This is a genomic window from Mycolicibacterium flavescens, from assembly GCF_001722335.1.
Taxonomy (GTDB): domain Bacteria; phylum Actinomycetota; class Actinomycetes; order Mycobacteriales; family Mycobacteriaceae; genus Mycobacterium; species Mycobacterium flavescens.
This window is the reverse complement of sequence record NZ_MIHA01000029.1, coordinates 20,971-39,462: the sequence shown is the minus strand read 5'-3', so window position 1 is coordinate 39,462 and position 18,492 is coordinate 20,971. Positions and strand designations below refer to the sequence as shown.

The 18,492-nt window shown below is 69.8% G+C and carries 14 protein-coding genes and 1 riboswitch; of the genes, 10 read left to right on the top strand and 4 right to left on the bottom strand.

From position 1 onward, the window contains the following. Window positions 1-26 precede the first annotated feature (26 nt). On the bottom strand, window positions 27-419 hold the full coding sequence (locus tag BHQ18_RS26390) for a PaaI family thioesterase (RefSeq protein ID WP_069416636.1): 393 nt from the start codon (window positions 417-419) through the stop codon (window positions 27-29). 76 nt (window positions 420-495) lie between these two features. On the opposite strand from BHQ18_RS26390, the gene BHQ18_RS26385 reads away from it, so the two are divergent. Further along, complete coding sequence (locus BHQ18_RS26385; RefSeq protein WP_069416612.1) at window positions 496-876, top strand: rhodanese-like domain-containing protein; 381 nt, start codon at window positions 496-498, stop codon at window positions 874-876. 137 nt (window positions 877-1,013) lie between these two features. Here BHQ18_RS26385 and BHQ18_RS26380 read toward each other — a convergent pair whose 3' ends face one another. After that, a complete protein-coding gene (locus BHQ18_RS26380; protein WP_069416611.1) occupies window positions 1,014-1,790 on the bottom strand; it encodes an iron reductase in 777 nt (258 codons plus the stop codon). 219 nt (window positions 1,791-2,009) lie between these two features. Between BHQ18_RS26380 and BHQ18_RS26375 the strand changes: the two genes are divergently transcribed. From BHQ18_RS26375 to BHQ18_RS26335, 9 genes are all read left to right on the top strand, one after another. Then, entirely contained in the window at window positions 2,010-2,426 is a 417-nt protein-coding gene (locus BHQ18_RS26375; protein WP_069416610.1) for a BlaI/MecI/CopY family transcriptional regulator, read from the top strand. 14 nt (window positions 2,427-2,440) lie between these two features. After that, complete coding sequence (locus tag BHQ18_RS26370; protein WP_069416609.1) at window positions 2,441-3,385, top strand: M56 family metallopeptidase; 945 nt, start codon at window positions 2,441-2,443, stop codon at window positions 3,383-3,385. Window positions 3,386-3,457: 72 nt separating this feature from the next. Then, the gene (gene gndA, locus BHQ18_RS26365) at window positions 3,458-4,921 is read left to right on the top strand and encodes an NADP-dependent phosphogluconate dehydrogenase (protein ID WP_069416608.1); all 1,464 of its coding nucleotides are present in this window, start codon (window positions 3,458-3,460) and stop codon (window positions 4,919-4,921) included. Window positions 4,922-5,037: 116 nt separating this feature from the next. Then, on the top strand, window positions 5,038-6,474 hold the full coding sequence (locus BHQ18_RS26360; RefSeq protein WP_069416607.1) for a GuaB1 family IMP dehydrogenase-related protein: 1,437 nt from the start codon (window positions 5,038-5,040) through the stop codon (window positions 6,472-6,474). Between the two features lie 244 nt (window positions 6,475-6,718). Then, window positions 6,719-8,086: a hemolysin family protein gene (locus tag BHQ18_RS26355; RefSeq protein WP_069416606.1), complete on the top strand. Its 1,368-nt coding sequence runs from the start codon at window positions 6,719-6,721 to the stop codon at window positions 8,084-8,086. Next, complete coding sequence (locus BHQ18_RS26350; RefSeq protein WP_069416605.1) at window positions 8,079-9,131, top strand: hemolysin family protein; 1,053 nt, start codon at window positions 8,079-8,081, stop codon at window positions 9,129-9,131. The genes BHQ18_RS26355 and BHQ18_RS26350 overlap by 8 nt, the downstream gene beginning before the upstream one ends. Then, complete coding sequence (locus BHQ18_RS26345; protein ID WP_234794325.1) at window positions 9,124-10,038, top strand: polysaccharide deacetylase family protein; 915 nt, start codon at window positions 9,124-9,126, stop codon at window positions 10,036-10,038. The genes BHQ18_RS26350 and BHQ18_RS26345 overlap by 8 nt, the downstream gene beginning before the upstream one ends. A gap of 48 nt (window positions 10,039-10,086) precedes the next feature. Continuing rightward, window positions 10,087-12,306 (top strand): malate synthase G, encoded by a 2,220-nt coding sequence (locus BHQ18_RS26340; RefSeq protein ID WP_069416634.1) that lies wholly within the window; start codon window positions 10,087-10,089, stop codon window positions 12,304-12,306. 36 nt (window positions 12,307-12,342) lie between these two features. Further along, window positions 12,343-14,436 (top strand): vWA domain-containing protein, encoded by a 2,094-nt coding sequence (locus BHQ18_RS26335; protein ID WP_069416604.1) that lies wholly within the window; start codon window positions 12,343-12,345, stop codon window positions 14,434-14,436. 92 nt (window positions 14,437-14,528) lie between these two features. On the opposite strand, the gene gcvP is transcribed toward BHQ18_RS26335, so the two are convergent. Together gcvP and BHQ18_RS26325 are read right to left on the bottom strand one after the other, a co-directional pair. Next, on the bottom strand, window positions 14,529-17,378 hold the full coding sequence (gcvP, locus tag BHQ18_RS26330; RefSeq protein ID WP_069416603.1) for an aminomethyl-transferring glycine dehydrogenase: 2,850 nt from the start codon (window positions 17,376-17,378) through the stop codon (window positions 14,529-14,531). Between the two features lie 153 nt (window positions 17,379-17,531). Further along, a riboswitch (glycine riboswitch) is annotated at window positions 17,532-17,630 on the bottom strand. A 67-nt stretch (window positions 17,631-17,697) separates the two neighbouring features. Continuing rightward, entirely contained in the window at window positions 17,698-18,330 is a 633-nt protein-coding gene (locus BHQ18_RS26325; protein ID WP_069416602.1) for a MerR family transcriptional regulator, read from the bottom strand. Window positions 18,331-18,492 lie beyond the last annotated feature (162 nt).

Genomic DNA, 18,492 nt, shown 5'->3' with positions numbered 1-18,492 from the left:
GCGCCGCTCAGCAGCGCTCGCGTCGGCTACTCGCCGGGCAGGTTCTGCAGCCGCACCTGACCGCGCGCGACCGTTCGGCCGTCCTCGTCGGTGATGGTGATCAGCCACAGCTGCTGGCGGCGGCCGCGGTGAATGGGTGTCGACTCCGCGGTCACGGTGCCCGTGGAGATCGCCCTCAGGAAGTCGGTGTTGTTGTTGACGCCGACGACCGTTCCGCCGCCGTGTTCGCCGAGCCAGACCGAGGCCGACACGCTGGCCAGGCTTTCGATGACCGAGCAGTACACCCCGCCGTGCACGATGCCGTGCGGCTGCAGCAGCTTGTCGGTGATCGTCAGTTGGGCGCGGCCGCCGTCGGGGCTCAGTTCCAGATACTTCAGCCCGAGCCCGGCGTCGAAGCCCTTACCCAGTTCAGAAGGCATGTCGGTGGTCACGCGAACGTGTCTACACGTCTGCGCGAAACGCTTTCGCGTCGGGTCGACGGAGTTAGGGTCGGCCATGGCCAAGACAGCGAAAGACCTCGTAGCGGCCGCCAACGCCGTGGTGCCCAAAATCTCTCACGACGAAGCGCGCGACCTGATCGACAAGGGCGCACTGGTCGTCGACGTCCGGGACGGACCCGAACTGGAGCAGAGCGGCAAGGTGGCCGGCGCCGTGCACGTGCCGCGCGGCATGGTGGAGTTCCGGGCGGATCCGGAGTCGCCGTATCACGACCCGAACTTCAGCAAGGACAAACCGGTCATCGTCTACTGCGCTTCGGGCGGACGCGCGGCGCTGTCCGGTCAGGCGCTCAAGGAACTGGGCTACGGCGAGGTGTACAACCTCGGTGGGTTCGGCGACTGGGCCGACAACGGCGGTGCCACCGAGAAATCCGGGTAACCGCCCACGACACATGCGGAAGGGCCCCACACCAATGGCGTGGGGCCCTTCCTTCGTGTGGACCGGGGGTCTCTGCAGCCCTCAGGACTCCGGCGCGGTCCGTTGGTCGAACAAGAATCAGCATAGGCAAGGCTTGCCTAATTACACAAGACCTTCCCTGCGGTTGCCCGCGACGTGCCGCGCACCGGCAGCCCGAAGCTGACCAATGCGTCGAGCACCAACTGGCCGCGACGCATGCTGGTCAACTCGCTGGAGCCGGCGAGCAGCGGCACCTGCGTGGCGGCGCTGACCACCGCACCGCCGACGACGTGCCACATCGCGGCCACCGACATGGCGCCGTCGCTGATCTCGGCGAGGTTGGCGAACAGCGGCGCCAGCGTGCGGTGGCTGCGGTGGGCCACCCAGGTGGTCAGCGCGGCCTCGCTGGGCAGCGCGACGATGCCGTCGCGCGTCGTGCGGCCCAGGTGCGAGGGTCGGCCGTCGAAATAGGGATCGTCGGGCAGCGCCCGCACTGTCGGATCCACGACGCCGACCCAGTCGATCGCGCCCTCGGAGTCCACGTGCACCCACAGGTTCTCCGAACCGGTGTCCCACGCCCGGCCCTCCAGCACGACGAGCGGGATGACCCGGCCGATCACCACATGGGCGAGGGTGGCGGCCAACTGCTGGGCCACCGCGGCGCGGCTGTCGGTCTCCTGGGCGGCCAGGTCGTACATGGCCTCGAGGCGGTTCCCGGTGAGCGCTTCGGCCAACGGCCACCACCGGCGCCGCGACAGATCGCCCATCACGGCGACGCCGTACACCCGCGGACACTCGGGGTACAGCTCGCGCAGCCGTCTGCTGGATTCGTGCAGCGGCAGCGCCCGGCTGATTGCCATGCTGGCGATCAGCGGGTCGTCGACCAGAACCGTCATGGGACCTCCCGTTCGCGACTTAGGTTAGGCTTACTATAGCTACCGAGATCGCAGGGGCCAGACCCTGTGAGCCGACTCACAGGACCGGTGGAATGCGCGGTGAGAGGCGAAGAATGCGCCGGTCACCGCCCATCGCACGCGGTCCGGCGTGCGGGATACGACGCACGGTAGTAAACCCGTAGTACGCTGGAACGACAGCCTCTAGGAGATGGAACGAGCATGGCGAAGTTGACGCGTCTCGGGGAGCTGGAACGCGCGGTGATGGACCACCTGTGGTCGACGCGCGAGCCCCAAACCGTGCGTCAGGTCCACGAGGCGCTGGCCGCACACCGCGACCTGGCCTACACGACGATCATGACCGTGCTGCAGCGGTTGGCGAAGAAGAACCTCGTGGTTCAGCACCGCGACGACCGCGCTCACCGATACGCCCCCACCCACGGCCGCGACGAACTCGTCGCGGGCCTGATGGTCGATGCTCTCGACCAGGCCGCCGACTCCGGCAGCCGCGAGGCCGCGCTGGTGCACTTCGTCGAGCGCGTCGGCGCCGACGAGGCCGCCGCCCTGCGCCGCGCGCTCGCCGAACTGGAGAGCAAGGACCACATTTGGTCGCCCGCTGGTAATCCGGGCACCGGCTGAGAGACACTGACAGCGTGTCCGCGCTGGCCTTCACCATTCTGGCGCTGGTCCTGTCCGGACCAGTGCCTGCGGTGCTGGCGCGGGCGTCGTGGCCGACGCGCGCTCCGCGGGCCGCGATCGTGCTCTGGCAGGCGATCGCCATGGCCGCCGTGCTGTCGGCGTTCTCGGCTGGAATCGCCATCGCCAGCAGGCTTTTCGCGCCCGGACCGGACGGCAGGCCGACGGCCACCATCACCAGTGAGATCGCCGTGCTCGGTTGGCCGCTGTGGATCGGCTACGTGGTGGTCTTCGCGCTGACCCTGGTCATCGGCGCGCGGTTGATCGCCGCGGTGCTGCAGGTCGCGATCGCCACCCGGCGCCGCCGCGCCCACCACCGCATGGTCGTCGACCTCGTCGGCACGAATCAGAAGACCCGCCATCTCGCCCACTCGGGCGTCGGGCTGCGGATTCTCGACGTCGCCCAGCCGCTGGCCTACTGCCTGCCCGGGGTGCGCAGCCGCGTCGTGGTCAGCCAGGGCACGCTGACCACGCTGGCCGACAACGAGATCGCGGCGATCCTGTCGCACGAACGCGCCCACCTGCGCGCCCGCCACGACCTGGTGCTCGAGATGTTCACCGCCGTGCACGCCGCGTTCCCGCGGTTCGTGCGCAGCGCCAGCGCGCTGGGCGCGGTGAAGTTGCTGATCGAAATGCTCGCCGACGACGCCGCGGTGCGCGCCGCCGGCCGCACTCCCCTGGCCCGCGCGCTGGTCGCCTGCGCCGACGGTCACGCACCGTCGGGCGCCCTGGCCGTCGGCGGTCCGACGACCGTGCAGCGGGTGCGCCGCCTCGGCGGGGCGGGCAACAGCCTGGCGCTGTCGGCCGCGGCGTACACGGCGGCCGCGGCGGTGCTGGTGGTCCCGACCTACGCCGTCGCGCTGCCCTGGTTGACCGAACTGCAGCGGCTGTTCGCCGGCTAGGGACGAAGTCACCCCCGGCCAAGCGTTACCCACGACAACACCCCCACAACAAAACAACGAGAGGCTGCCCGAATGAGCTCTGACGCATCTGCCCCGACCACCGGTACCGCTCAGATCGGGGTCACCGGCCTGGCAGTGATGGGATCGAACATCGCGCGCAACTTCGCCCGGCACGGCTACACCGTCGCCCTGCACAACCGCTCCATCGCCAAGACCGATGCGCTGCTCGAACAGCACGGTTCCGAAGGCAAGTTCGTGCGCAGCGAGACGATCGCCGAGTTCCTCGACGCGCTGGAGAAGCCGCGCCGGGTGCTGATCATGGTCAAGGCCGGCGACCCGACCGACGCGGTGATCAACGAACTCGCCGACGCGATGGAACAAGGCGACATCATCATCGACGGCGGCAACGCGCTCTACACCGACACCATCCGCCGGGAGAAGGCCATGCGCGAGCGGGGCCTGCACTTCGTCGGCGCCGGCATCTCCGGCGGTGAGGAAGGCGCGCTCAACGGGCCGTCGATCATGCCGGGCGGGCCGGCTGAGTCGTACCAGTCGCTCGGCCCGCTGCTCGAGGAGATCTCCGCGCACGTCGACGGCGTCCCGTGCTGCACCCACATCGGGCCCGACGGCGCAGGCCACTTCGTGAAGATGGTGCACAACGGCATCGAGTACTCCGACATGCAGCTCATCGGCGAGGCCTACCAGCTGCTGCGCGACGGGCTGGGCAAGACCGCGGGCGAGATCGCCGACGTCTTCGACGAGTGGAACAGCGGCGACCTGGACAGCTTCCTGGTCGAGATCACCGCCAAGGTGCTGCGCCAGACCGACGCCAAGACCGGGCAGCCGCTCGTCGACCTGATCCTCGACGAGGCCGAGCAGAAGGGCACCGGCCGCTGGACCGTGAAGTCGGCGCTCGACCTCGGTGTGCCGGTGACCGGGATCGCCGAGGCGGTGTTCGCGCGGGCGCTGTCGGGTTCGGTGGCCCAGCGCAAGGCCACCACCGGGCTGGCGTCCGGAACGCTGGGCGACAAGCCCTCCGACGCAGCACAATTCGTCGAGGACATCCGCCAGGCGCTGTACGCGTCGAAGATCATCGCCTACGCGCAGGGCTTCAACCAGATCCAGGCCGGCAGCGCCGAATACAACTGGAACATCACCCCCGGCGACATGGCCAGGATCTGGCGCGGCGGCTGCATCATCCGGGCCAAGTTCCTCAACCGGATCACCGAGGCCTTCGACAACAACGCCGACCTGCCGACACTGATCGTCGACCCGTACTTCCGCAACGCGATCGAGAACGCCATCGACAGCTGGCGCCGTGTCGTGGTCAAGGCCACCGAGCTCGGCATCCCGATCCCCGGCTTCGCCTCGGCGCTGTCGTACTACGACGGGCTGCGCCAGGAGCGGCTGCCCGCGGCGCTGACCCAGGGGCTGCGCGACTACTTCGGCGCGCACACCTACGGCCGCATCGACACCGACCCGGCCAAGCGGTTCCACACCCTGTGGAGCGGCGACCGCAGTGAGGTCGAGGCCTGAGTTTCCCTTGCGAGCCGGGGCCACGCCGAAGGCTGGGAACGCAAAGTGACCGGCGGCGTTTTGGTGCACTTTGCGTCTGCTCACGCGGGTAAGTGGGCGCACTACACTCGTGAGCGATGCGATTTCTTGACGGGCACCAGCCCGCTTACGACCTGACCTACAACGACGTCTTCATCGTCCCCGGCCGCTCCGATGTGCAGTCGCGGATGGACGTCGATCTGTCGACGTCCGACGGCTCGGGCACCACGATCCCGGTGGTGGTGGCCAACATGACCGCCGTGGCGGGTCGCCGGATGGCCGAGACGATCGCGCGTCGCGGCGGCATCGTCGTTCTGCCCCAAGACCTTCCGGCCTCGGCGGTCAAGGAGACGGTGGACTTCGTCAAGAGCCGCGACCTGGTGGTCGACACCCCGGTCACGCTGTCGCCCGACGACTCGGTCTCCGACGCCGCGGCGCTGATCAACAAGCGCGCCCACGGCGCGGCTGTCGTGGTGTTCGAGAACCGGCCCATCGGCCTGGTCACCGAGGCCAACTGCGTCGGCGTCGACCGCTTCACCCGGGTCCGCGACGTCGCGATCTCCGACTTCGTCACCGCCCCGGTCGGAACCGATCCCCGCAAGGTCTTCGACCTGCTCGAACACGCGCTCGTCGATGTGGCCGTGCTGACCGGGCCCGACGGCACGCTGGCCGGTGTGCTGACCCGCACCGGTGCGGTCCGGGCCGGCATCTACTCCCCCGCCGTCGACGACGCGGGCCGGCTGCGCATCGCCGCCGCGGTCGGCATCAACGGCGACGTCGGCGCCAAGGCGCGCAGCCTCGCCGAAGCCGGAGTCGACCTGCTGGTGATCGACACCGCGCACGGCCACCAGCTCAAGATGCTCGACGCGATCAAGGCGGTGTCCTCACTCGACCTCGGGCTACCGCTGGCCGCGGGCAACGTGGTGTCCGCCGAAGGCACCCGCGACCTGATCACCGCCGGCGCCTCGATCGTGAAGGTCGGCGTCGGGCCCGGCGCCATGTGCACCACCCGGATGATGACCGGCGTCGGGCGGCCCCAGTTCTCAGCCGTCGTCGAATGTGCCGCGGCCGCAAGACAACTCGGCGGCCACGTGTGGGCCGACGGCGGGATCCGGCACCCCCGCGACGTCGCGCTCGCGCTGGCGGCGGGCGCGGCGAACGTGATGATCGGCTCCTGGTTCGCCGGCACCTACGAATCGCCCGGCGACCTGATGCGCGACCGCGACAACCAGCCGTACAAGGAGAGCTACGGGATGGCCTCCAAACGCGCGGTCGCAGCCCGCACCGCGGGTGACGGCGCGTTCGACCGTGCCCGCAAGGGACTGTTCGAGGAGGGCATCTCGACGTCGCGCATGGGCCTGGACCCGTCGCGCGGAGGTGTCGAGGACCTCCTCGACCACATCACCTCCGGGGTGCGCAGCACATGCACCTACGTCGGGGCCGCCACGCTGTCCGAACTCCACGACAAGGTCGTGCTCGGGGTGCAGTCGGCCGCCGGCTTCGCCGAGGGCCATCCGCTGCCCACGGGCTGGTAGTCCCTCCCGCACTGCAGCACCCGTTACCATGGTCTTCCGCAAGTCGTCTCCTACGCGAAAGGGTCCCCGTGCCGTTGGCACCCGTCGAGGCCCGGCCTGAAGGGCTCTCCCGGGCTCAGCCTGAAGGACCCTTTCGGGCCGAGTCTGAAGGGCCCTTCCGGGCCGAGCGGCCCGAACCTCCCGACGCCGAGCCCTCCTCTAGACGGCCGGGCTCCGGGCCCGGCCTCCATGCGACGGCGATCCGATGACCGTCGCGACCTCCGTGCTGTCGCTGCTGGCGATCGTGCTGCTCACCGCGGGCACCGCGGTTTTCGTGGCCGCCGAGTTCTCGCTCACCGCGCTGGAACGCAGCACCGTCGAAGCCAACGCCCGCTCCGGCGGCCGCCGTGACCAGCTGGTCCGCCGCGCGCACCGCACGCTGTCGTTCCAGCTGTCCGGCGCCCAGGTCGGCATCTCGATCACCACGCTGGCCACCGGGTTCCTCGCCGAACCGGTCGTCGCCCGGCTGATCCGGCCGGGCCTGGACGCGATCGGCCTGCCCGCGCAGTATTCGAGCGGGATCGCGCTGGTGCTGGCCATCCTCATCGCCACCTCGCTGTCCATGGTCTTCGGCGAACTGGTGCCCAAAAACCTCGCGGTGGCGCGGCCGCTGCCGACCGCCCGCTGGTCGGCGGGCCCCCAGCTGGTGTTCTCGGCGCTGTTCACCCCGCTGATCCGGATGACCAACGGCACCGCGAACATGATCCTGCGCCGGCTGGGCATCGAACCCGCCGAGGAGCTGCGCTCGGCGCGCTCCCCGCAGGAGCTGGTGTCGCTGGTGCGCAGCTCGGCGCGCAGCGGCTCGCTCGACCCGGTCACCGCGCTGCTGGTCGACCGGTCGCTGCGGTTCGGCGACCGCTCCGCCGAGGAGCTGATGACCCCGCGGCAGAAGATCGAGTCGCTCGACGCCGAGGACACCGTCGCCGACCTGGTGACCGCGGCCATCCGCACCGGCTACTCCCGTTTCCCGATCATCCGCGGCGACCTCGACGAGACCATCGGGATCGCGCACGTCAAGCAGGTCTTCGAGGTGCCCACCGACAAGCGCGCGACCACCCGGCTGGCATCGCTGGCCCTGCCCGTCGCGCGGGTGCCCTCCACGCTGGACGGCGACGCGGTGATGACCCAGATCCGTGCCAACGGCCTGCAGACCGCCCTGGTCGTCGACGAATACGGCGGCACCGCAGGCATGGTCACCGTCGAGGACCTGATCGAGGAGATCGTCGGCGACGTCCGCGACGAGCACGACGACGAGTCGCCCGACGTGGTGCCCGCCGGGCGCGGCTGGCAGATCTCGGGGCTGCTGCGCATCGACGAGGTCGCCGGCGCCACCCCGTTCCGCGCCCCCGAGGGCGACTACGAGACGATCGGCGGCCTGGTGCTCGAGAAGCTCGGCCACATCCCCGAAGAAGGCGAAACGATCGAACTCGAGGCGTTCGACCCGGACGGGGCGGTCGAGGGGGGCCCGAACCGCTGGCTGGCCACCGTGCTGCGGATGGACGGCCGCCGCATCGACACGCTCGCGCTGACCGAACTGGGCCGCCGCCGAGACGAGGGGCGCGCCGATGGGTGACTTCCTGGGCGTGGTGCTGACCGTCGTGCTGCTCGCGGTCAACGCGTTCTTCGTGGGCTCGGAGTTCGCGCTGATTTCTGCGCGCCGCGACCGGCTGCAGGCGCTGGCCGAACAGGGCAAGAAACGGGCGGTGACGGTGATCCGCGCCGGTGAGCACCTGTCGCTGATGCTGGCGGGCGCGCAGCTGGGCATCACGATCTGCTCGATCCTGCTGGGCCGCGTCGGCGAACCCGCCGTCGCGCACCTGCTGGAGAAACCGTTCGGGGCGCTGGGCATCTCCGATGCGGTGCTGCACTCGGTCTCGTTCGTGGTGGCGTTGGTCATCGTGGTCGTGCTGCACGTGCTGCTCGGCGAGATGGTGCCGAAGAACATCGCGATCGCCGGGCCGGAATCGGCGGCGATGCTGCTGATCCCGCCGTACCTGGTCTGGATCCGGGTGGCCCGCCCGCTGATCGCGTTCTACAACTGGTGCGCGAACGCCACGCTGCGGCTGTTCCGGGTCGAGCCCAAGGACGAACTCGACGTCGCGGTCTCCACGGTCGAGCTGTCGGAGATGATCGCCGAATCGCTGTCGGAAGGTCTGCTCGACCCCGAGGAGCACAGCCGCGTCACCCGGGCCCTGCAGATCCGCGACCGCGCGGTCAAGGACGTCGCGTTCCCGCTGCGCGACATCCGGGCCGTGCAGGTGGCCGGCGACGGCGCCGGGCCGACGGTCGGCGCGATCGAGGAGGCGTTGACCGAAACCGGTTACTCACGCTTCCCGATCACCGACGCGTCGGGCACCTACCTGGGTTACCTGCACATCAAGGACGTGCTGGCGTTCGTCGACGACCCGGACGCCGTGCTCGACCTGTCGATGGTGCGCCCGCTGCCGCTGGTGCCCGCATCGCTGCCGCTGCCCGACGCGCTGTCGCGGCTGCGGCGCACCAACAGCCACCTGGCGCTGGTCACCGGCGCCGACGGCACCGTCGAGGCGATGGTCGCGCTGGAGGACCTGGTCGAGGACCTGGTCGGCACCGTGCGCGACGGGACCCACCGTGTCTGAGGTCGCGGTCGCAACCCGGTCGGTGCTGGATCCCGCGGACTGGCTGCACCGTGAGCGCGAACATCACATCCGCGTCGACGAGTTCTGTGCGCCACACCGCCGACGCGCCCGGGCCGGCCAGAAACACCCGGTGTGGGACTTCCTGTTCACGTATTACAGCTTGCGGCCCCGCCAGTTGCGGGTCTGGCATCCCGGCTACGGGGTGGCGCTCGCCGGTGACCCGGCCCGGCAGTATCTGGACCGGGCGGGCTACGAGGCCGGCAGTGACGGGGTCACGGTGTCACGCGACTACCTGCTGTCGCGGCTGGACACGGTCGCGTTCATCGCGCGGTTGCTGCGCGCCACGGCCGGCCGGCCGATGCGGCTGAACTGTTTCGGCCTGCACGAATGGGCGATGGTCTACCGCACCGCAACCCCGCGCCACGACGGCGTGCCGCTGCGCCTCGGGACCGCAGGCACCGACGCCGTCGTCGAGTCGATGCCGTTGCGCTGCAGCCACTTCGACGCGTTCCGGTTCTTCACCGAGCCGGCCGCCCGGCGCAACACCGAACGGTTGTCGCGGCAGGGCCAGGTCGACACCGAACAACCGGGGTGCCTGCACGCCGCGATGGATCTCTACAAGTGGTCGTTCAAACTCGGGCCGCTGCTGGAATCCGGTCTCGTGATGGACTGCCTGGCGCTGGCCGCTGATGCCCGTGAACTCGACATGCGGGCCAGCCCCTATGATCTCCGCGAATACGGATTCGGCCCGATCGCTATCGAGACACCGGCCGGTCGCGCCGAGTACGTCCGCGTGCAGCAAACGATCGCGGATCGGGCCGCCCCGTTGCGGTCCGAGCTCGCCGATCGGTGCGAGCGGCTGCTGCTGGCGGCGGGCCGCGACGACCGGTCAACCGCTCGCGACTAGGGCCGGTTACCGCTGGGTAAGCTGGATCGACAGTCCAAGGGAGGAATGATGACCGATCGCGTGACGGTGGGTAACCTGCGCGTGGCCCAGGTGTTGTACGACTTCATCAACGACGAGGCGTTGCCGGGCACCGACATCGATCCCGACACGTTCTGGTCCGGTGTGGACAAGGTCGTCGCCGACCTCACGCCGAAGAACGAGGAGCTGCTGGCCAAGCGCGACGACATCCAGGCCCGCATCGACAAGTGGCACCGGCAGCGGGTCATCGAGCCGCTGGATGCCGAGGCGTACAAGGCCTTCCTCACCGAGATCGGTTACCTGCAGCCCGAACCGGACGATTTCACCATCGGCACCACCGGCGTCGACGACGAGATCACCACCACCGCCGGCCCGCAGCTCGTGGTGCCGATCCTCAACGCCCGGTTCGCGCTCAACGCCGCCAACGCCCGCTGGGGCTCGCTGTACGACGCGCTCTACGGCACCGACGTCATCTCCGAAGACGACGGCGCCGAGAAGGGTTCGAGCTACAACAAGGTCCGCGGCGACAAGGTCATCGCCTACGCCCGCCGGTTCCTCGACACCTCCGCACCGCTGGCCGCCGGCTCCTGGAGCGACGCGACGGGTCTGCGCATCGACGACGGCCAGTTGCTCGTCGACGTCGGCGACGGCAACTCGGTCGGACTCGCGGCCCCCGAGCAGTTCGTCGGCTACTCCGGCGAGCTCGGTTCACCGCAGTGGTCGGTGCTGTTGCGCACCAACGGCCTGCACACCGAGATCCTCGTCGACCCCGAGTCGCCCGTCGGGTCGACCGACGCCGCGGGCATCAAGGACGTCGTGCTGGAGTCGGCGATCACCACGATCATGGACTTCGAGGACTCCGTGGCCGCCGTCGACGCCGAGGACAAGGTGCTCGGCTACCGCAACTGGCTCGGCCTCAACCGCGGCGACCTCACCGAAGAGGTGACCAAGGGCGGCAAGACCTTCACCCGCCGGCTCAACGAGGACCGCACCTACACTCGGCCGAATCCGGGCCCTGACGGGCCTAGCGAGCTGACCCTGCCCGGGCGCAGCCTGCTGTTCGTGCGCAACGTCGGCCACCTGATGACCAACGACGCGATCGTCAGAACCGACGGCAACGGCAACGAGGTCGAGGTTTTCGAGGGCATCCAGGACGCGCTGTTCACCAGCCTGGCCGCGATACACGGCCTGAAGTCCGGGGACGGCAACGGTCCCCTGGTCAACAGCCGCACCGGGTCGGTCTACATCGTCAAGCCGAAGATGCACGGCCCCGAAGAGGTCGCCTTCACCGTCGAGCTGTTCAGCCGCGTCGAGGACGTGCTCGGCCTGCCGGCCAACACGCTCAAGGTCGGCATCATGGACGAGGAGCGGCGCACCACCGTCAACCTCAAGGCCTGCATCAAGGCCGCCGCCGACCGCGTCGTGTTCATCAACACCGGGTTCCTGGACCGCACCGGCGACGAGATCCACACCTCGATGGAAGCCGGGCCGATGATCCGCAAGGGTGCGATGAAGGGCACCGACTGGATCAAGGCCTACGAGGACCAGAACGTCGACATCGGTCTGGCGACGGGCTTCTCCGGGCGCGCCCAGATCGGCAAGGGCATGTGGGCGATGACCGACCTGATGGCCGACATGGTCGAGCAGAAGATCGGACAGCCCAAGGCGGGTGCGACGACCGCGTGGGTGCCGTCCCCGACGGCGGCCACCCTGCACGCGATGCACTACCACGAGGTGGATGTGTACGCGGTGCACAAGGAACTGGAAGGCAAGCGGCGCGCCAGCATCGAGCAACTGCTGACTGTCCCGCTGGCCAAGGAACTGGCCTGGGCGCCTGAGGAGATCCGCGAAGAGGTCGACAACAACTGCCAGTCGATCCTCGGATACGTGGTGCGCTGGATCGATGCCGGTGTCGGCTGCTCGAAGGTGCCCGACATCCACAACATCGCGTTGATGGAAGACCGTGCCACGCTACGTATTTCGAGCCAGCTGCTGGCGAACTGGCTGCGCCACGGGGTGATCACCCCCGACGACGTGGTGGCCAGTCTCAAGCGGATGGCCTCGGTTGTCGACCAGCAGAACGAGAAGGATCCCGAATTCCGGCCGATGGCAACGGATCCGGACCACAACATCGCGTTTCAGGCCGCGCAGGAGCTGATCCTGTCCGGCGCCGAACAACCCAACGGCTACACCGAACCGATCCTGCACCGCCGCCGGCGTGAATATAAGGCTGCCAACGGGGGTGCGTGATCCGGTGACCGGTCGGCGTCGCGAGTAAGGGCGGAAGTGGGCAGGCACAGTAAACCGGACCCCGAGGACGAACCCCAGGACTCGGCGGGGTCGGATCTCGGCGGTCAGCACGACGAATCCGCGACCGAGCGCTTCGGTCACTTCGGCGGGTCGGACGCTCCCGGGCGCCGGCAGTTCGACGACCCGGAACCCGACGGCCCGGACTACGGCGACTATCCCGACGTCGGCGACTACAGCGACCCGGACGATTACGGCGACCCGGACGACTACGGCGCCTCTGACGAGTACGGGGACGAGCCACCCGAGGTCGGCGAGCCGCAACCCGGCGGCGTCACTCCCCCGCCCCGGGTGCCGCCGCGCTCGGGTCCGCAGCACAGCGGCGAGTGGGAGGGCGGTGAATGGACCGGCAGCCACCGCGCGGTGACCGCGGGCCGGCGTGGCGTGAGCGTCGGCGTGATCGCCGCGCTGGTCGCGGTGGTTGTCGTGGTCGGCGCGGTGATCGTGTGGCGCTTCGTCGGTGACGCGCTGTCCAGCCGCAGCGACGCCGACGCCGCCCGGTGCGTTGACGGCGATCTGACCGTCGCGGTGGTCGCCGACCCGAACATCGCCGCGCCGATTCAGACGCTGGCCCAGCAGTACAACGACACCGCCGCACCGGTCGGCGACCGCTGCGTCAAGATCGGCGTCACCCCCGCCGAATCCGATCAGGTGGTCAACGGGTTCGTCGGTCAGTGGCCGGGCGAACTCGGTGAACGACCGGCGCTGTGGATTCCGGGCAGCTCGGTCTCCGCCGCCCGCCTCGAGGCGTCGACCGGCGCCGAGACGGTGATCGACAGCCGGTCCCTGGTGACCTCCCCGGTGCTGCTTGCCATGCGACCGCAGCTGAAGAACGCGATGGCGCAACAGAACTGGTCGACACTGCCGGCCCTGCAGACCAACCCGACGTCACTGGAGGCGCTGAACCTACCGGGGTGGGGGTCGCTGCGGCTCGCGCTGCCGATGAGCGGTGACAGCGATGCGTCCTATCTGGCCGCCGAAGCGGTGGCCGCCGCGTCGGCCCCGGCGGGCCGCTCGGCCGCCGACGGCACCGGCGCGGTCAACACACTGGTGGCCGGGCAACCCGAGCTTCCCGACAAGAAGGCCGCCACCGCGATGGACGCGCTGCTGAACGCGCCCGATCCGGCGGCGGCCCCGGTGCACGCCGTCGTCACCACCGAGCAGCAGCTGTTCCAGCGGGGCGCCCAGGGGGCTGACGCCGGGCAACTGGCGTCGTGGCTGCCGCCCGGGCCGACGCCGACGGCGGACTACCCGACCGTGCTGGTGTCCAGTGAGGGGCTGTCGCAGGAACAGAAGACCGCGGCCAGCGAGTTCGCCCGGTTCATGCGTAAACCCGAACAGCTGGCCGAACTGGCCAACGCCGGGTTCCGCGTCGAAGGAGTCGCGCCGCCGCAGAGCGACGTCACCGACTTCGCGCCGGTGCCGGCGCCGCTGTCGGTCGGCGACGGTGAGCTGCGGGCGCAGCTGGCCAGCGCGCTGACCGCGCCGGCGGCCAACCCGGCGGTGACGATCATGCTCGACCAGTCGATGCCCGCCGACGAGGGCGGCCGCAGCCGGCTGGCCAACGTCGTCGCGGCGCTCAACGCCCGGCTGCAGGCGCTGCCCCCCTCGGCGGCGGTCGGCTTGTGGACGTTCGACGGCACCGCTGGCCGATCCGAGATCAGCACCGGACCGCTGACCGACCAGGTCAACGGCCGGCCGCGGTCGGAGGCGCTCACGTCGGTGCTCGACGGGCAGACGGCTTCCGGCGGCGGTGCGGTGTCGTTCACCACGCTGCGGCTGGTCTACACCGAGGCGATGGCCAATTACCGTCCGGGGCAGCCGAACTCGATCCTGGTGATCACCACCGGCCCGCACACCGACCGGAGCCTCGACGGCGACGGGCTGCAGCAGTACGTGCGCGGTGCGTTCGACGAGGCCAGGCCGGTGGCGGTCAACGTGATCGACTTCGGTCCCGACGCCGACCGCGCCACCTGGGAGGCCGTCGCCGAGATCACCGGCGGCCGCTACCAGAACCTGGCCACCTCGGACTCACCGGAGTTGACCGGCGCGATCGCCGACTTCATCGGCTGATCTTCGCGCCGAACGTGGGTTACCCGCACGCGATTTGGCCGCCGAGCGTGCGTCGACCCCACACTCGGCGGGGCTCGTCCTGAAGAAGCCTGTCAGGCGAAGGCCTCAACCGGCGGGCAGGAGCACACCAGGTTACGGTCGCCGTACGCACCGTCGATGCGGCGCACCGGCGGCCACACCTTCGGCCGGTAGTTCTTGCCCAGCGGATAGGCCGCCTGCTCGCGGGTGTACGGGTGATTCCAGTCGTCGACCAGCAGGCACTCGGCGGTGTGCGGCGCGTTGCGCAACGGGTTGTCCTCGGCGGGCCAGGTACCGTCGCCGACCTTGTCGATCTCAGCGCGGATCGCGATCATCGCTTCGCAAAACGCGTCGACCTCGGCGATACTCTCGCTCTCGGTCGGCTCCACCATCAGCGTGCCCGCGACCGGGAAGCTCATCGTCGGCGCGTGGAAACCGTAGTCCGCCAACCGCTTCGCCACATCGTCGACGGTGACGCCGGTCTGCTTGGTGATGGTCCGCAGGTCGAGGATGCACTCGTGGGCGACCATGCCGTTCTCGCCGGTGTAGAGCACCGGGTAGTACTCGTCGAGCCGGCGGGCGATGTAGTTGGCCGACGCGATCGCCGTCAGCGACGCCGCCCGCAACCCGCCGGCGCCCATCATCCGGATGTAGGCCCAGGTGATCGGCAGGATCGACGCCGAACCGTAGGGCGCCGCCGAGACCGTGCGCTCGTCGGAGAGCTCGCCGGCCAGCGGGTGGCCCGGCAGGTACTTCGCCAGGTGTGCGCGCACCGCGACCGGGCCGACCCCGGGCCCGCCGCCGCCGTGTGGGATGCAGAACGTCTTGTGCAGGTTGAGGTGGCTGACGTCGCCGCCGAACCGGCCGGGCCGGGCCAGGCCGACGAGCGCGTTGAGGTTCGCGCCGTCCACGTAGACCTGACCGCCGACGTCGTGCACGGCCGCGCAGATGTCGGCGATGTCGTGCTCGTACACCCCGTGCGTGGACGGGTAGGTGATCATCAACGCCGACAGCCGCTCGGCGTGCTCGCTCACCTTGGCCCGCAGGTCGTCGAGATCGACGTCACCGTTCTCCCGGCAACCCACGACCACGACCCGCATCCCGGCCAGCGCCGCCGACGCCGCGTTGGTGCCGTGCGCGCTCGACGGGATCAGGCACACGTCGCGGCCGGGCTCGCCACGCTCGGCGTGATACGCCTGGATCGCCAGCAGACCCGCGTACTCGCCCTGCGACCCCGCGTTGGGTTGCAGCGACACCGCGTCGTAACCGGTGATACCGGTCAGCCATGTCTGAAGGTCGGCGATCAGCTTGCGCAGGCCCGGGGTGTCCGACGACGGCGCGAACGGGTGCTGGCGGCCGAACTCGGGCCACGTGATCGGCTCCATCTCGGCGGCCGCGTTCAGCTTCATCGTGCACGACCCGAGCGGAATCATGCTGCGGTCCAACGCGACGTCCTTGTCGGCCAGCGACCGCAGGTACCGCATCATCTCGGTTTCGGTGCGGTAGCGGGTGAACGCCGGATGGGTCAGGAACTCCGAGGTGCGCGTCGAGATGCGGGGGCCGTCGAAATCCGAATCGACCGGCGCCGCCGAGAACGCCGCCAGCACCGCCTCGACATGCGCGGCGGTGGTCGCCTCGTCACAGGACACCGACACGTGGTCGTCGTCGACCAGCCAGACGTTGATCCCGCGCTCCCTGGCCGCGTCGCGCACCGTCGCCGCCCGGCCCGGCACCCGGGCCAGCACGGTGTCGAAGAACGCGCGGTGCACGACCTGCACCCCGGCCGCGGTCAGCCCGGCCGCGATCGCCCGCGCGCAACCGTGCACCCGCTCGGCGATGCCGGTCAGGCCGTCGGCGCCGTGGTAGCTGGCGTACATCGCGGCCATCACCGCCAGCAGCACCTGGGCGGTGCAGATGTTGCTGGTCGCCTTGTCGCGACGGATGTGCTGTTCGCGGGTCTGCAGCGCCAGCCGGTACGCCGGGGCGCCGTCGGCGTCCAGCGACACCCCGACCAGGCGGCCGGGCAGCTGCCGGGCGTGCTTGGCGTGCACGGCCAGATAGCCCGCGTGCGGGCCGCCGAATCCCATTGGCACACCGAATCTCTGCGTGCTGCCGAACGCCACGTCGGCGCCGATCTCGCCGGGCGGGGTCAGCAGCGTCATCGCGAGCAGGTCGGCGCCGACCGCGACCAGGGCGCCGCGCTCGTGTGCCTGCGCGACGAGGTCGCTCCAGTCGACGACGGCACCGCCGGCGCCGGGCAGCTGGGTGATGACGCCGAAGAAGTCGCCGTCGGGCAGGCCCGCGGTGAGGTCGGCGGTGACGATCTCGATGCCGAGCGGTTCGGCGCGGGTGGCGAGCACCGCGGCGGTCTGCGGGTAGATGTCGGCATCAACTGCCAGTCGGGCAGACCGGTTTCCCTTCACCGCCCGCTGCATCAAGGTCATCGCCTCGGCGGCGGCGGTGCCCTCGTCGAGCATGGAGGCGTTGGCGACCTCGAGGCCGGTCAGGTCGGTGACCATGGTCTGGAAGTTCAGCAGCGCCTCGAGCCGGCCCTGGCTGATCTCCGGCTGATACGGCGTGTAGGCGGTGTACCAGGCCGGGTTCTCCATGATGTTGCGCAGCAGCACCGGCGGGGTGAGCGTGTCGAAGTAGCCCTGCCCGATCATCGACACCGCGACGGTGTTGGTGTCGGCGAGCGCGCGCAGTTCGGTCAGCGCGTCGTGCTCGGAGGCCGCCGGGGGCAGCTGATCGAGCCCGGGTGCGACGCAGTCGGGCGACAGCGCGTCGAGGATGCCCGCGGGCAGCGCCTTTTCGGCGAGTTCGTCGAGGGAACCGACGCCGATCGTCTTGAGCATGACCGCGACCGCGTCGGCGTCCGGGCCGATGTGGCGGTCGGCGAAGTTGGGCTGGTGGTGGTCGAACACTCGGACTCCAGACGCGTCAGGGCAGAAACCGCTGGTTCCTCCCCCTCTGTCGTCGACCCGGTGCGGGTGCCTGAGAGATTCGGCGGCCGCACCGGTGCGACGCGCCTTTCCCCATGGGCGGGTGAGAGTGCTCACCGCTTTCCAGAGGCATCGGGGTCTTGTGCGGTCCGGGGTGCCTGAGAGGTTGACGGAGAGGTGTTGCTCCTTCGGCGTCCGTGACTGGCCGCCACGAAACTCTCCCGCACAAGTGCGATGCGTGGCCGATTCTACCGGCGGACCCGCGCGGGGTCGCACTCAGCGCGACGTGCGGCTGGGCGTGTCAGCCGATCTTGCGGTCGCGGTGCTTGCGCCGCGACGCCAACTCGTCCTCGGGGGTGGCGATCGACTCGCCGCCGTCGGCGCGCTCACCGGGGAAGTCGGCGATCGCACCGGTCAGTTCGCGCATGGCGCCGGACACCGCGATGCCGAACACGCCCTGGCCGCCCTGCAGCAGGTCGACGACCTCTTCGGCGGAGGTGCACTCGTAGACCGTGGTGCCGTCGGAGAACAGCGTGATGTTGGCCAGATCCCGCACCCCGCGCTGGCGCAGATGGTCGACGGCGACGCGGATGTTGTGCAGCGAGATCCCGGTGTCGAGCAGGCGTTTGACGATTTTGAGGACCAGGATGTCCTTGAACGAGTACAGCCGCTGGCTGCCCGAGCCGGCCGCGCTGCGGATCGACGGCACCACCAGTGAGGTGCGCGCCCAGTAGTCCAGCTGGCGGTAGGTGATACCGGCGATCTGGCAGGCGCTGGGACCGCGGTAGCCGACCAGTTCGTCGGGCACGGAGTTGTCGGGGAAGAGCCCGGCTTGCACGGGCTCTGCGGTGGCGTCCGTCGCCGTCAGATCCGGATCAGCGGGACCGCTCGCCGCAGTGAGATCCAGCTGCTCCTGACGTGGCGTGTCTCCCACTTCTAGATTCCTCTCGCCGATCGAACCCGCAACTGTGAGCTGCTGGGCGCACATGTGCCGAGCCCGAGTGTGTCGAGCATACGCTTCTCGCCGAGCCTTCGACTGCTCATCAGTGGTCCGGCCACCAAAGTATGGCTGCCCGGATGGGGGTTGCTGAAAACC

Coding starts and splice junctions, on each gene's coding strand:
- BHQ18_RS26390 (WP_069416636.1), bottom strand. CDS start 419: ATGCCTTCTGAACTGGGTAAGGGCTTCGACGCCGGGCTCGGGCTGAAG.
- BHQ18_RS26385 (WP_069416612.1), top strand. CDS start 496: ATGGCCAAGACAGCGAAAGACCTCGTAGCGGCCGCCAACGCCGTGGTG.
- BHQ18_RS26380 (WP_069416611.1), bottom strand. CDS start 1,790: ATGACGGTTCTGGTCGACGACCCGCTGATCGCCAGCATGGCAATCAGC.
- BHQ18_RS26375 (WP_069416610.1), top strand. CDS start 2,010: ATGGCGAAGTTGACGCGTCTCGGGGAGCTGGAACGCGCGGTGATGGAC.
- gndA (WP_069416608.1), top strand. CDS start 3,458: ATGAGCTCTGACGCATCTGCCCCGACCACCGGTACCGCTCAGATCGGG.
- BHQ18_RS26360 (WP_069416607.1), top strand. CDS start 5,038: ATGCGATTTCTTGACGGGCACCAGCCCGCTTACGACCTGACCTACAAC.
- BHQ18_RS26355 (WP_069416606.1), top strand. CDS start 6,719: ATGACCGTCGCGACCTCCGTGCTGTCGCTGCTGGCGATCGTGCTGCTC.
- BHQ18_RS26350 (WP_069416605.1), top strand. CDS start 8,079: ATGGGTGACTTCCTGGGCGTGGTGCTGACCGTCGTGCTGCTCGCGGTC.
- BHQ18_RS26340 (WP_069416634.1), top strand. CDS start 10,087: ATGACCGATCGCGTGACGGTGGGTAACCTGCGCGTGGCCCAGGTGTTG.